The following is a 13,010-nucleotide window of genomic DNA, read 5'->3' on the forward strand; positions in this document are numbered from 1 at the left end:
TCGACCTTGTGTCGACGCGCCCAGGAACAGAAGCGTAGGGTCTAGTCGGTGGACATCTCGTCCCTGATCACGCAGGCCAGAGCTCCCTCGGGCTGTGCGACCTGGATCAATATTGAACGCTGCCACACGCTTCCGGTCCACCCACTAGGCAGCCCAGCTCCACCCTGGATCCTCGACAGCCCTCGCGCCTGTGACAAAATCATGCGCACCTCCAATCATTCCTGCAGTGCCCTGCACCACACTGTCGTAGTACCTACTCGATGATATATCTCCCCTGAGAGAATTATATCGACTTCTCACCGCCTGGCTATTCTGCTTCCTTTTTGACGATTTATAGGAGAAGAAATCTGCAGCATTACTCCTAACGGAGGACCTGGCCAAGAATCTTGAACCCTTGCCAATTCCAAACGGCAAGGCCCCTGCTATATCCCAAATACCATCCACATTTTTTTGGCCAGAACTAAACAACTTCGAAATCCCAACACCGGCACCTAGGGCAAATCCGACCCACTGCAATCCTGGAATAAAGCTCATCGCAAACGCTGCATCACCAGCAATATTCCACCAGTTCAGACCATCGTCGGTCATGTATCTGCTTGAAACCCAACCGCCGACCGCGCTTCGAGTCTCGTTCATCCAGCTCGCGTCGTTCTTGGCCTGGGTCTGAGGGTCGACCGTCGCGCTTGCACCCGTAAAAGGATTATCGGAGCGGCGGTTTCCGCTGTACAGGAGACGCCACACCTTCTCTGACCGCGTCAAGCTCGGGTGAACTCCGGAGCAGAGGACCCGTATTTCCCCACGAAGCCCGAGGCGTCCAAAGAGGTTCATCCGTCTTTGATGAGCCAGACTTCCCCTGGAACATCTGGCCGGTGAACCACTGGGCCCCTGCATCCTGCCGGGACGGACAGCGGTGGGCGACCTGGGCGGCGGCCCGGCTTGGCCGAAGTGCACACGTGATCGTCCAGATGGGCGTAGAGTGCTGTCAGAAGGGCGTCAAGGTCTTTGGTCACACTCTGATCCTCGACGCCCTTCGTCATGCCCGCAGGCGTTCCAGGGTTTTCCCATCAACGATCCAGGAGCCATCCATCGTACTGACTTCGGCGATGATCGACTCGATCCGGGGATCATTGGTGAAGGCTCGCGCCCTGACCCGCAGGTTCCGCTCCTTCAGCAGCGCGATGGAGCGGGCCACGAGCAACGAGTCACCACCGCTCTCGAAGAAGTCGTCCTCCTCCCGGAGATCGGGGTTCTCGAGCACGTCCCTCAGAACGTCGAGGGTCTCCTTGCGGATACGCTCCGAGATCACGTCGTCCATGCTTCCTCCCTTGGTCCTGCTGGAAACCGGTAGCTGATGCCCGCACGCGAGTCCACGGTGACGAAGTCCCCGTACGGCAGCAGCCAGGCCGGCTCGTAGTGGCCGCAGTCGCCCCCGACGAACACCGGCCCCTGCGCCAGTTCGGGCGATCTCCGGAGTACCGTCCCCACGTCCTCGCACCAGTCCTCGAAATCTCGCCAGGGCGCGTCGGCCACCACCAGGGCTCAGGGCGGCCCGTCCAGGGCGTCCGCGATCCGCCTGACGGCGGAGTCGAAGTAGCCGGGTTCGTCATCGCCGACGTCCAGCCAGAGCACCCGTTCCCGCGCGGTGAGGCTGCTCCCTGTCTCCAGGAGGTCCGCGACGATCCTGATCTCCCCGCCGACCAGACGGCCGCGGGCCGTCCCCGGTTTGATCCAGGCGTCCTGGGCCCGGCGTGATCTCTGGTGGGGGTCCCTGTCGTGTCGTGCGTACTGCTGCCAGGGGCGGGCTCCCGCGGTTCGGGTGGGTGAAGTGAGGAAGTCGACCGGATCGGCGCCACCCAGTACCGCCTTGGTGGAGGCCAGGGTCTCGGGAACCGGCACGGGCTCTCCGAACTGTGACAGGAAGGCCACACCGTTGTAGGAGACCAGCCCGCATTCCTGGAGCAGGAACGCGTTGATGTACGTGTTGTCGCTGCGGCCGACGAACGGTTTGGGATGGGACCGGATCAGGTCCGCGTCCAGCAGGGGGAGGAGCTCGGCGGAGGTGCTGCCGCCGATCGCGGACATCACGGCGGCGACCCGGTCGTCCCGGAAGGCGGCGTTCAGGTCGTCGGCGCGTTGCTCCGGTGTGCCCGCGGAGAGTCCGTCGTCGCTGATCTCGTCGGCGTTCCGGGCGAAGTCGCAGCGCCAGCCCAGAGCCGCGAGCACGTCCGCGGCCAGATCGACCGCCCGCGTGGCGCAGCCCATCGATGGCAGCGATGGGCTGACCACCCTGATCAGAGCGCCCTCGCCCAGCGGCGCGGGCCTGATGATGCCGTCCGTGTCCATCAGTCCCCCGATCCGTGGCCCGGGCTCTCCTGCGCTGTCTCCTCCAGGAGTCGCTGCTCGTGTTCCCACGCGTCGAACACCGGCAGTCGGCTCAGGCACATGAGCGCGACCACGACGAAGAGCGCTCCGGCGACCAGGAACGGGAAGGACAGATCCACGAGTGAGGCCAACACCCCGCCGATCAGCGCGCCGAGTGCCAGACCGGACAGTCCCAGGAGTCGGCTGACGGCGCCGACCCGGCCCATGAGCTGGTTGGGGGTGATCTTCTGGCGCATGGACGCCGCCAGCACGTTCCACACCACCGAGTGCCAGATGTAGACGGCCAGAGCCACGGCCACCGCCACCAGGTGGTCCACGAAGAAGATCGTCACGAACGACGCCGCCCCCGTGGCCAGGGCGGTCACGACGGACCGGCCGTACCCCAGCACCGCCCGCATCCGGGTGGCCGACCACGCCCCCAGCAGACCGCCGAGCGCGGAGAAGGCCAGGAGTAGGCCGTACCCCGTGGAATCCAGGCCGAGCACCTGTTCGGAGTAGAGCACCAGGTAGGAGAAGGGGATCATGTACGCGACGCTCGTGATGGCGCCGACCGACACGAGCGTGCGCACGATGCGGTTCCGCCAGAGCCACACCGCCCCCTCCCGGACCTCCTGGATCATGCTCGGGCCGGGCTCGTAGTCCTGCCGGTAGTCGCCCCGGAGTGACTGGTACCCCGCCCCCGCGGCGAAGAAGGAGATCGCGTTCGCGATGATCGGCGCGATGGGCGCCAGCCCGAAGAGGAAACCGCCCACGGGCGGGCCGGTGAACTCGTCCACCACGATCTGGGTGGCCGCGATCTGGGAGTTGGCCCGGTCCAGTCCACTGGCGGGTACGGCCTGGGGCAGCACGGCGAGGGCCGAGCTGTCCGAAACGGTCTCGATGACACCGACCAGGGCGAACACCAGGTAGAGGGCGGGCAGGGTGACCAGGTCGAACACGATCAACGCGGCGAGCAGAGTGAACACCAGGGCCAGCGAGTAGTTCGAGAGGTAGAGCAGCCGCCGGCGGTCGCCGCGGTCGATCATGACTCCGGCGAACAGGACGGCGATGATCCTGGGCACGGCGTAGGCGGCGCTGAGCCCCGAGATCAGCAGCGGGTCCCGGGTGAGGGTCGCGGCCAGCAACGGCATGGCGACGAACGTGATGCCGTCCGCCAGGTTCGAGGAGGCGTTGCCGAACCAGATGCGCCTGAACTCGGGTCCCAACTTCATGTGCGTGTCCTGTTCACGGTGGCTTGGGTCGCACCCGTCAGTCACGGGAGAGAGCTTCGGCGACAGCTCGGCCGTCCACCTTGCCGTTGGGCAGACGGGGCAGCGCGGTCACCGGAAGGACGGCGGCGGGCACGAGCTACGAGGGCTGGTCTTCGCGCAGGGCGGAACGGATCTCCGTGACCGAGGCTCCGGGCCGGAGCACCGCGGTCAGACGAAGGAGAACGGTGTCGAGGCGAGCACCGAGGCGAGGGCCTCCTCCCCGAAGATCTGCCGGGAGTCCTCGACCATCGCCAGGACGGCGCTGTGGGGTACGGCGACGCCCTTCGGGGAACCGGTCGATCCCGAGGTGTGCAGGACGTAGGCGCACGCGGACCCGGCCGTCGGTTCCGGGTACCCGGGCGCGGCCGCGGACGGTCGGGCCGGGGCAGGGGGACCGAGGCGGGACCAGGCCTTCCACCCATGCCCGGTCCGCACACGGGCCCGCAGGCGCTGTCGCCAGCCCGTGGCGCCGGCCCGGATCGACGTACTCCCCCGCTAGCCTGCCCTGGCACCGCACCAACTCCTGTGAGGCACCCTCATGCACGTCACCGCCCCGTCGACACATCGCGACCGGCTCCTCGCCGCCTTCCCCGAACTCCACGAACACGGCACGCCCGCTCTCCTGCTCCACCCCCACCTCGCAAGCCCGGGGCCGCAGGACAGCTCCGTCGGCGGCCCGTTCCTGTGGCCCGCCGACGAGCCCTGGCCCACCTGCCCCCATGGCCACTACGTCTTCGGAGCTCCTCCCGAGGACGGCGACGTCTTCTACGACGAACCGCTGTTCCTCCAGGGCGTCGTCCAACTGTTCGCGCGTGACCTCCCTCCCGGCCACACCCTGCCGGGCGGAGCGGAACTCCTCCAGGTCCTGTGGTGTCCCAACGACCACCCCCGCCCGCCGGACGCCGACGGCCACGAACTCACTCCGTGGTTCACCCTGCGCTGGCGGCACGACCTCACCGGGCTCGCACCGGTGTCCGACCAACCCCGCCCCCACACCAGCGTCAAGTCGTACGGCCTCCCACCCTGCGCCCTCGCCATCGAGGAGATCACCGACTACCCGTCCGAGGCCTTGTTGCCCGAAGCACTGGCCGAGCGCGTCGACGAGTGGGAGTCCACCGCACCCGAGTCCGGACACGTGGACCCTGGAACCGTCTACGTCGACGAACTCGCCCACCGGAGGGGGATGAAGTTCGGCGGCCACCAACCGTGGGGCCTGACCGACCCCTTCCCCGTCGAGTGCGAGTGCGGCGCCATCATGCAACTACTGCTCCAGATCGACAGCATGGAGCCGGGCGGCCTGGAGGGCTTCGTCATCAGTCGCGGCTACTCCCTCGGCATCCACTGCTGCCCGGACTTCCCCGACCACCCCCACCACACCGTCATGCAGTAGCTCCGAGCGTGTCGAGGCGCGAGAGAGTCGCTGCGAAGGTTCCCGTCGGGCCCCCTTCCAGCTAGGCCTCCGGAGCCGTCCTGGCTCCACCTCGCGCGGCGCGGGCGCACCGCCCGCACCGGCCAAGGCCTCACCCGCGTCCATCTGCACCACCCACGGGACGGCCGAGCCACACGTTCCACGGCTCGGTTCCCGTGCGCGTGTCACCCCGCTGTGGGCGGGTGTCCCCTTCATTCTCACCAGAATCCCTCCCCCGTTCGCGAGACGTCCGTCCCGGAGGTACGCGACCTTCGTCCCGCTGTCGGCCCCGTTGGACGTCCGGATACCGGGTCCGGCCCCGGCCCCCTCCCCGGCTGGCGGCCGCGCGGCCGCGCCGTGCTCGGCGCTCCCGCCCCCTCACGGGTTGGAGCACTCCCCGGACTGTGTACAGTATGAAAACGGTTTTCATTTTCAACACGAGAGCGACGTCCAGGAGAGGAGCACCCGATGCGCATCGCACTGGTCACCGGCCTACACGCGCAGGCGCGCACCGAGGCCGTGAACGAGCTGTTGGAGGCCGTCCCCCGGTCGATCGCGGTCCACCACGACATGAAGGACATCGGCGACGGCGTCGTGCGCCGTGTGGTGCGCGAGAGCTCGGGCACCAGCCGCAGCGAACAGGTGGACCTCGACCACGCCTGCGCCTCCTGCACGGTGCGTGAGGACCTCGTCCCCTTCCTCCTGCGAACGGCGGCCGTCGGACGACACGACCTGTGCGTCGTGGACTCCTGGGAGGGCCTGGAACCCCGGTCGACCGCCGAGAGCATCGCCGCGCGGCCGGAACTGTTCCTGGCCACGGTCGCCACGGTGGTGGACACCGGGCTGTTCACCTCCGACCTGAGCAGCCCGGACGAACTGGGCGACCGCGCGATGGACATCGCCCAGGACGACGTCCGCACGGTCGCCGAGGTCCTCACCCGGCAGGTCGAGTACCCCCACGTCCTGGTCCTCCCCGCACGGGCACACCACGCCCACGCCCGGGCGCTCGCGCACCAGCTCAACCCCGCCGCCGCCGTCCTCACGTCCGGAGCCGACCTCACCGGATTCCTGGACCAGAGGTTCGACCCCGAGGCCGCGCACCGGCGGCTCAACCCGGCCTGGGCCCAGTACATGGACCACGAGGAGTCCCAGGGGGTGAGCACCGTGACCTGGACACGGACGCGTCCCCTGCACCCGGGGCGGCTCTCCGACGCGCTGGAGCGGATCGTCGCGACGTCGCTGCGCGGCCGGGGCAGGTTCTGGCTCGCCAGCCAGCCGGACACCCTCATGGTGTGGGACTCCCACCAGGACCTGCTCCTGGTCGAGAGCGGCGGACCGTGGCTGGGCGCGCTGCCCGAGGCGGCGATGGAGCTGGTCTCCGCGCACCGGCGATCCCGCGCGCTCCTCGACTGGGACCCGACCGTGGGCGACCGCCGCCAGCACCTGTCCTTCACCGGTGTCGGCATGGACACCGCGTCCCTCCTCTCGCTCCTGGACTCGTGCCTGGTCACCGAGACCGAAGCCGGTCAGGAGTTCCGCAACGACCCGTTCGCCGAGTTCTCAGAAGGGCGACCATGACCCCGATCAGAAGCCGTACCGAGAAGGCGCCGCGCAGGCGCTCCTTCGCCAGCCCGCTGGGCGACGCGGCCAGCGTCGACTACAAGGACACCCGTCTCCTGCGCACGTTCGTCTCGGAGCGGGGCAAGATCCGCAGCCGTCGCGTCACCCGTGTCACCGCGCGACAGCAGCGCCTGATCGCCGCGGCCGTCAAGAACGCGCGCGAGATGGCCCTGCTCCCCTACCCGTCCCCGGCCCGACGGAACTGAACGCACGCCCGTGACCGGCGTCGTCGCCCTTCCCGAACGGGGCGCCCGGCGTCGGAGCACCGAACGGGCCCCGACCGCGCGGAGAACGCGACCCCACAGCGGAGAAGCAGGAGAAGAACGTGTCCCGTATCTGTCAGGTGACCGGAAGGTCGCCGGGCTTCGGCAATGCCGTCTCCCACTCGCACCGACGCACCAGGCGCCGGTTCGACCCCAACATCCAGAACCGGCGCTACTGGCTGCCCAGCGAGGGGCGGTACGTGAGACTGCGCCTGAGCACCAAGGGCATGCGGGTGATCGACGCGCGCGGTATCGAACGCGTGGTCGCCGACCTCCGCGCCCGGGGGGTGCGGATCTGATGGCCAAGAAGAGCAAGATCGCCCGCAACGAACAGCGCAGGGCGGTCGTGGCGCGCTATGCCGAACGCCGAGCCGAGCTCCGGCGCCTGGTCAAGAGCCCGCACACGAGTGAGACCGAACGGGCGGCGGCCGCCGCCGAGCTGCGCCGCCAACCACGGGACGCCAGCGCGACACGGGTCCGCAACCGCGACGCGATCGACGGACGCCCCCGCGCGTACCTGAGGAAGTTCGGGGTGTCGCGGATCAGGTTCCGGGAGATGGCCCACCGCGGCGAACTCCCCGGAGTCACCACGTCCAGCTGGTAGACACCGGCGTTGACCGGGGCCGTCCGAACGCGATCCGGACGGCCCCAGGGTGCCCGGAGCGGCCCTCCCCCGTCGGCCGTTCCTCCCTCCGGGCACCCGCCACCCGCTTTCCGGTGGGGCGCGCGGCGCCGCACGGGGCGCACCGCACACCACGACGTCCGTCCGCTCTCGCGGACCACGACCCTGAGAGGGAACCCATGGCACGCGACGACATCCGACCCGTCATCAAGCTCCGGTCGACGGCGGGCACCGGCACGACCTACGTGACCCGCAAGAACCGCCGCAACACCCCGGACCGCCTGGTCCTGCGCAAGTACGACCCCAAGCTCCGCCGTCACGTCGAGTTCCGCGAGGAACGCTGACCGACCCCGCGTCCAACGGAGGACCCATGCAGAAGGACATCCACCCCCGGTACGAGCCCGTCGTCTTCCGCGACAGGGCGGCCGGTTTCGCCATCCTCACCCGTTCCACCCGTGGCAGCGACACGACCGTCGACTGGGAGGACGGCAACACCTACCCGGTCATCGACGTCGAGATCTCCAGCGCCAGCCACCCCTTCTACACGGGCACGGCCCGTGTGGTGGACACGGCGGGCCGGGTGGAACGCTTCCAACGCCGCTACCGGCGCGGATAGACGCGGGGGCCGGGGCGGAGCAGCGGTCGACGCGGACCGCCCCGCCCCGACCCGCCCCTCCCAGCGACCCGGACCCCGAACCCGAGCCCGGACACCGAACCCAACCGAGAGAGGCCCTCCCATGGCGGTCCCCAAGCGCAGGAAGTCACGGTCCAACACCCGAACGCGCCGATCCCAGTGGAAGGCCGCGCCCCCCGAACTCGTGACCCTCCACCTCCGGGGCCGCGAGTACCGCGTCCCCCGAGGACTCGTCGCCGCCTACCGGCGCGGGCTCGTTCCGCCTCCCGACTGAGTCCGCCTCCATCAGGGCCACGGGTCCGCCCACCCCCGGGCCCGAGGCGGGTGGGGCTGCCCGAGTCGGAGCCCCACCCGCGCGCCACTTACGAGCCTCCCGGATACGAGCCCCCCGGTCCCCCGGCTCCCCGGTCCGGCGAAACGCTGGATCTCCCGGCCCCCACAGCGGGACGTCGCGCCGTCCGGCACCGCACGCCGATGGTCGTAACCACCGGATAGCTTGACGGGACATCGATTCCCAACGTGAGGCCCTCCATGCACATCAACGTCCCCGGACACCCCGAGGACCTGCCCCCGTTCCCTGTCCTCTGGGCCCGAGCCGCCACCTTGGCCGCACTCGAGGCCGGTGGCTGCAAGAACCAGCACGCTTACGCCGACTCGGTCGTGCACCACGACGACGCGGGCGGCAACGAGTGGAGACTGACGCGCGTCCAGGGCGGTCGCGGTGTACTCGTGGGCGTCGACCACGAGTGCGGACCACCCTTTGACGAGAGCACCAACCTCTACGACGGCCCCGACTGGTTGCCCTGGACATGGCTCGCCGAGCTCGAAGACCGGCGAGAGCAGGGACTCGTCTACTGGTGGGACGGGGAGTCCTGGGACCGTGTCGACTACCCCGACGACGCCGAGAACGACGGACTGGACCTCCTCTTGACCCATGTGTCCACGGCGCGGGAGACCGTCACCAGGGTTCTGGACTTCCTCGACCTGGACCCCTCGTTGGACGAGGGCGAGGAGGAGTCGGTCCTGATCCACCGAGTGCTGGAACTGGCGGTGAAGGGCACGGGCCGCGAGGAGGAGTGGCACCGGGCGCTCGACGCGGTCCTGGTCGCCGCACGCCGGACCTCGCGCTACGAGGACTCTCCGGAGTCCGATTTCGACGTGGCCGCCGCTCTGGCCGTGGCACGGTCGACCGGTCTGGTCGGGGGCTCCCGCCCCGAGACCAAGGAAGCGGGGAACGGCCGCCCGAAGGACTGGGACCGACTCGCGGGCTAGCCCCGCGCGCCACGGACGGACGACCACGAAGAGCCCTGCCCCTGGGGCCACCCCGGGGAGCGGGGCTCGATCCGTCTGAGGTGGGGCGACCGACCCGTGTGAACCGTCCCCGCCTCGGCCGCCCCCTCCCTCCCCGCACCCGCACTCCTGACCCGCGAACCCACGCCCCGAGAACTGCCGGGAACCCCGCGCCTCCCCTGGACGACTCCCCTTGCAGAAGCTCGTCGCGTCGCACGTCCAGGAGGTTCCATGCGGGGCATCCCGCCCGCGCTCTGCGCGACCGCCGCCGTCCTGCTGCTCACACCAGCACCGGCGCTCGCCCACGACACCCTGATCGCCACGACCCCCGAAGCCGACCAGCGTCTGAGAGCAGCGCCGCGTGAGGTCGTCCTGACCTTCAGCGGAGAGGTCATGGACGTCTCCACCGCCGTGGTCGTCCTCGACTCGCGGGCCGAACCGGTGGACACCACCGCGCCCCTGGTCGAGGGAGCCGACGTCAGTGTCGAACCGCTCGACGAACTGGCGGACGGCGGGTACGCGGTGCGTTGGCGTGTCGTCTCGGGCGACGGCCACCCCGTCAGCGGAGCCTTCGACTTCCACGTGGGGGAGGGCGGCCCCCCGCCGCCGCCCCTGGACGCGGTACCGGCGCAGGCCTCCGGTGAGGAGAGCGCGCCCGGTGACGCGGGGGTTTCGACACCCGCCGGCCGGCCTCCACGCGGTGCGGTCCTCGCGCTGGTCGGAGCCCTGGCCGGACTCGCCCTGTACGCGATCGCTCTGCGAGTGCGACGCGCCGGTACCCGCCAGCGTCGATCGGCGACGCGGACCACCCCTGTCGAAACGGAGACACGATGACCATCCCGACCCGCCGCCCCCTCCCGCTCACGACCGCGATCGGAGCCGCGCTGCTCCTCGGCGCGTGTTCCTCACCCGCCCCGTCGGAGGAGTCGACCACCGCCCGGGCGGAGTCCGCGCACCAGGCCCGGGCGGTCACCGTCACCGACCCCTGGGTCAAGGCCGCGAGCACCGACGACGGCATGACCGCCGCGTTCGGCGTCCTGACCAACGACGGCGACCGGGACGCGGTCGTCGTCGCCGCCCGCGCCGATGAGGTCTCCGGAGCGGTCGAGCTCCACGAGGTCGTCAGCGGGGACGACGGCAACACGCTCATGCGGGAGAAGGACGGCGGCTTCTCGGTGGGCGCCGGAGCCGACCACGAGCTCTCCCCCGGCGCTGATCACATCATGATCATGGGTCTGACCGAGGATCTGGCACCCGGGACCGAGGTCACGGTCGTCCTGGAGTTCGAGGACGGCTCCACCCACGAGTTCACCGCGCCGGTGAAGGACTTCGAGGGCGCCAACGAGAACTACGACGGCGGCCACGAGGGACACGGCGACGACGACGGGGGCGAGGAGCACTGATGACCCAGCCCACCGGGGACGCTCCCCGTCCCTCACGCAGACGCGTCCTGCTGGGCGGTGCGGCGGCCGCCGGTGCCGGGGCGGTGGCCCTGAGCGGCGGCGACGCACTGGTCCGCTCCCTGCGCTCCACCGGCGAGCCCCCCACCGGGGCCGAACCGCACGGTGAGCGCGTCCACCCCTTCCACGGCGGGCACCAGGCGGGGGTGGCGACCCCGCCCCAGGCCCACGCCCGGTTCGTGGGCGTCGACCTGCGCGAGGACGTCGACGCCGACGGTGTGCGTCGGCTGCTCACCCTGTTGTCCGACGACGCGTCCCGGCTCACCCAGGGCAGGCACGCGCTGGCCGACACCGAACCCGAACTCGCGGGCGCCCCCGCCGCGTTGACCGTCACCCTGGGGTTCGGCCCGGGGCTGGTCGAGCGGGTCGATCCGCGGTCGGTCCCCTCGTGGCTCGGGCCGTTGCCGCACTTCGCGACCGACCGTTTGGAGGATCGCTGGTCCCACGGCGACCTCCTGCTCCAGGTGTGCTGCGACGACCCGATCACCCTGTCCCACGCGGTGCGGATGCTCCTCAAGGACACCCGCGCGTTCGGCACGGTGCGTTGGTCGCAGGAGGGTTTCCGGCGCTCCTACGGAGCGGAGCCGGAGGGCACGACCATGCGCAACCTCATGGGTCAGGTCGACGGCACCGTCAACCCCGCGCCCCCTGACGACGACTTCGGCCCGCTGGTCTGGTGCGGGGACGAGGCTCCCGGGTGGCTCCGCGGCGGTACCGCCCTGGTTCTGCGCCGGATCTCCATGGACCTGGACGAGTGGGACCGCCTGGACCGGCCCGGACGCGAGGACTCCGTGGGCCGGCGTCTCGGTGACGGGGCGCCGCTCACCGGCGGGAACGAGCACGACGAGCCGGACCTGGACGCCGTGACACCGCTGGGGTTCCCGGTGATCGCCGAGTACGCCCACGTCCGTCGCGCCCGCTCGGAGGACCCCGACGAGAGGATCTTCCGCCGCGCCTACAACTACGAGTCGGACGCCGAAGGAGACGCCGGGCTGCTGTTCGCCTGCTACCAGCGCGATCCGGAGCGGCAGTTCGTCCCGATCCAGCGCCGTCTGGACGAGCTCGACCTGCTCAACGAGTGGATCACCCACGTCGGCTCGGCGGTGTTCGCGGTACCGCCGGGCTGCGGGGAGGGCGGGTTCGTCGGTCAGTCCCTGTTCGAGGACCGCTCCTAGGGGGCCGTTCGCCGGTTCTCCGGGCGGAGCGCGGGGGGGGGCACCGGGGCCGTGCGCCCGCCCGGAGGCCGCCCCGGTGCGGTCGCCGCCCGAGCCCGGTACCACTGAGCTCCGGGGCACGGCCCGGGCGGCCTCGTCCGTGTGGGGGCGGGCCGACCGGGCGACCGGAATCCGGCCGGGTACGCTGCTGGTCGGGGAGGCGAGCGGTCCGTACCGCACGGACCCCGAATCCGACACCATCTCGCGGCGTGCGCCCGCGATCCCGGCGATCAGTGAGGCGAACGGCCATGGACAAGCCGCAGGGGAAGGACTCGTTCTCGTTGCTGTACAGGACGGGCTTCCGTATCAACTACGCGCTCCTCCAGGTCATGGGTCCGGCGGCCCTGAGCCCGGAGTCCGACCCCCGTCTCCGTGCGAAGAGGGAGTACGAGCGTCGGCGCGCGCTCCACCGTGAGTGGAAGGCACGGCGCCGCTCCGCCTAGGGCCTGGTTTCCGGGTCATTCCGCCCGCGCGTCGGCCGAGGACGGCCGCAAGGGGCAGAACCCCCATGGCGGCTCCGCGACGCCAGAGTTCGGTGACCGAGGGTCCACACACGGCTCACCCGGGCGCCACTGTCCAGGCGTCTCCGGCTTACATAGCGTTCTCTACAATCTCCGGAACCGCTGGGGAACCGGAGTCGAGCGAAAGGAAGCACCCCATGAGGAGAGCCGCCTACCGCATCGCCGCCAAGCTGGGCATCATCGACGGTGCCCGCCTGACCCGGCCCTACCTCTACTACTAAGAGATCATCTCAAAAGCCCTGCGAGATGCTCCTGAGCCTGGCATGATCACGTCCTGTGAGCGATGTGTTGCCCGATGGGCTCTGGGAGATCGTCCAGCCGCTCCTGCCTCCCGCGCCGCGGACCG

General features: G+C 70.1%; 20 protein-coding genes. 14 read left to right on the top strand and 6 right to left on the bottom strand.

Going from position 1 to position 13,010, the window contains the following annotated elements; genetic code table 11:
• Positions 1 to 144: 144 nt before the first annotated feature.
• The 6 genes from ACFYL4_RS18145 to ACFYL4_RS18170 form a co-directional block, all read right to left on the bottom strand.
• Positions 145 to 588: a hypothetical protein gene (locus tag ACFYL4_RS18145; RefSeq protein WP_387519392.1), complete on the bottom strand. Its 444-nt coding sequence runs from the start codon at positions 586 to 588 to the stop codon at positions 145 to 147.
• 445 nt (positions 589 to 1,033) lie between these two features.
• Positions 1,034 to 1,315, bottom strand: a complete 282-nt coding sequence (locus ACFYL4_RS18150; protein WP_387519394.1) for a phosphopantetheine-binding protein — start codon at positions 1,313 to 1,315, stop codon at positions 1,034 to 1,036.
• Entirely contained in the window at positions 1,303 to 1,530 is a 228-nt protein-coding gene (locus tag ACFYL4_RS18155; protein ID WP_357761087.1) for a hypothetical protein, read from the bottom strand. The genes ACFYL4_RS18150 and ACFYL4_RS18155 overlap by 13 nt, the downstream gene beginning before the upstream one ends.
• A gap of 9 nt (positions 1,531 to 1,539) precedes the next feature.
• On the bottom strand, positions 1,540 to 2,343 hold the full coding sequence (locus ACFYL4_RS18160) for an LD-carboxypeptidase (protein ID WP_357761084.1): 804 nt from the start codon (positions 2,341 to 2,343) through the stop codon (positions 1,540 to 1,542).
• Positions 2,343 to 3,593: an MFS transporter gene (locus ACFYL4_RS18165; protein WP_357761081.1), complete on the bottom strand. Its 1,251-nt coding sequence runs from the start codon at positions 3,591 to 3,593 to the stop codon at positions 2,343 to 2,345. Before ACFYL4_RS18165 ends, ACFYL4_RS18160 begins: the two co-directional genes overlap by 1 nt.
• A gap of 207 nt (positions 3,594 to 3,800) precedes the next feature.
• The gene (locus ACFYL4_RS18170) at positions 3,801 to 4,067 is read right to left on the bottom strand and encodes an AMP-binding protein (RefSeq protein ID WP_387519396.1); all 267 of its coding nucleotides are present in this window, start codon (positions 4,065 to 4,067) and stop codon (positions 3,801 to 3,803) included.
• Between the two features lie 103 nt (positions 4,068 to 4,170).
• On the opposite strand from ACFYL4_RS18170, the gene ACFYL4_RS18175 reads away from it, so the two are divergent.
• The 14 genes from ACFYL4_RS18175 (at position 4,171) to ACFYL4_RS18240 (ending at position 12,885) form a co-directional block, all read left to right on the top strand.
• A complete protein-coding gene (locus ACFYL4_RS18175; RefSeq protein WP_387519398.1) occupies positions 4,171 to 5,022 on the top strand; it encodes a hypothetical protein in 852 nt (283 codons plus the stop codon).
• Between the two features lie 486 nt (positions 5,023 to 5,508).
• Positions 5,509 to 6,618, top strand: coding sequence for a GTP-binding protein (locus ACFYL4_RS18180; RefSeq protein WP_387519400.1), 1,110 nt, complete (start codon positions 5,509 to 5,511; stop codon positions 6,616 to 6,618).
• Positions 6,615 to 6,866: a 30S ribosomal protein S18 gene (gene rpsR / locus ACFYL4_RS18185; RefSeq protein WP_387519402.1), complete on the top strand. Its 252-nt coding sequence runs from the start codon at positions 6,615 to 6,617 to the stop codon at positions 6,864 to 6,866. Before ACFYL4_RS18180 ends, rpsR begins: the two co-directional genes overlap by 4 nt.
• Positions 6,867 to 6,985: 119 nt before the next feature.
• Complete coding sequence (gene rpmB, locus ACFYL4_RS18190; RefSeq protein ID WP_357761066.1) at positions 6,986 to 7,222, top strand: 50S ribosomal protein L28; 237 nt, start codon at positions 6,986 to 6,988, stop codon at positions 7,220 to 7,222.
• Positions 7,222 to 7,527, top strand: coding sequence for a 30S ribosomal protein S14 (gene rpsN, locus ACFYL4_RS18195; RefSeq protein ID WP_387519404.1), 306 nt, complete (start codon positions 7,222 to 7,224; stop codon positions 7,525 to 7,527). Before rpmB ends, rpsN begins: the two co-directional genes overlap by 1 nt.
• A gap of 197 nt (positions 7,528 to 7,724) precedes the next feature.
• The gene (gene rpmG, locus ACFYL4_RS18200; protein ID WP_357761061.1) at positions 7,725 to 7,889 is read left to right on the top strand and encodes a 50S ribosomal protein L33; all 165 of its coding nucleotides are present in this window, start codon (positions 7,725 to 7,727) and stop codon (positions 7,887 to 7,889) included.
• 26 nt (positions 7,890 to 7,915) lie between these two features.
• Complete coding sequence (locus ACFYL4_RS18205; protein ID WP_387519406.1) at positions 7,916 to 8,161, top strand: type B 50S ribosomal protein L31; 246 nt, start codon at positions 7,916 to 7,918, stop codon at positions 8,159 to 8,161.
• Between the two features lie 121 nt (positions 8,162 to 8,282).
• On the top strand, positions 8,283 to 8,453 hold the full coding sequence (gene rpmF, locus ACFYL4_RS18210; RefSeq protein WP_357761055.1) for a 50S ribosomal protein L32: 171 nt from the start codon (positions 8,283 to 8,285) through the stop codon (positions 8,451 to 8,453).
• A 257-nt stretch (positions 8,454 to 8,710) separates the two neighbouring features.
• Complete coding sequence (locus ACFYL4_RS18215) at positions 8,711 to 9,451, top strand: hypothetical protein (protein WP_387519409.1); 741 nt, start codon at positions 8,711 to 8,713, stop codon at positions 9,449 to 9,451.
• A gap of 249 nt (positions 9,452 to 9,700) precedes the next feature.
• Entirely contained in the window at positions 9,701 to 10,303 is a 603-nt protein-coding gene (locus tag ACFYL4_RS18220) for a copper resistance protein CopC (protein ID WP_387519410.1), read from the top strand.
• Positions 10,300 to 10,872 (top strand): copper chaperone PCu(A)C, encoded by a 573-nt coding sequence (locus ACFYL4_RS18225; protein ID WP_387519412.1) that lies wholly within the window; start codon positions 10,300 to 10,302, stop codon positions 10,870 to 10,872. The genes ACFYL4_RS18220 and ACFYL4_RS18225 overlap by 4 nt, the downstream gene beginning before the upstream one ends.
• Complete coding sequence (locus ACFYL4_RS18230) at positions 10,872 to 12,104, top strand: Dyp-type peroxidase (RefSeq protein WP_387519414.1); 1,233 nt, start codon at positions 10,872 to 10,874, stop codon at positions 12,102 to 12,104. Before ACFYL4_RS18225 ends, ACFYL4_RS18230 begins: the two co-directional genes overlap by 1 nt.
• Before the next feature lie 287 nt (positions 12,105 to 12,391).
• Complete coding sequence (locus ACFYL4_RS18235; RefSeq protein WP_357761041.1) at positions 12,392 to 12,586, top strand: hypothetical protein; 195 nt, start codon at positions 12,392 to 12,394, stop codon at positions 12,584 to 12,586.
• A 215-nt stretch (positions 12,587 to 12,801) separates the two neighbouring features.
• Positions 12,802 to 12,885 carry a cittilin family RiPP precursor gene (locus tag ACFYL4_RS18240; RefSeq protein ID WP_387519433.1) on the top strand — a complete coding sequence of 28 codons (84 nt, stop codon included), beginning with the start codon at positions 12,802 to 12,804 and terminating at the stop codon, positions 12,883 to 12,885.
• The last annotated feature ends 125 nt before the right edge of the window (positions 12,886 to 13,010 follow it).

The sequence above is a fragment of the Nocardiopsis sp. NPDC006938 genome (assembly GCF_042869555.1).
In the GTDB taxonomy this organism is placed as follows: Bacteria; Actinomycetota; Actinomycetes; order Streptosporangiales; family Streptosporangiaceae; genus Nocardiopsis.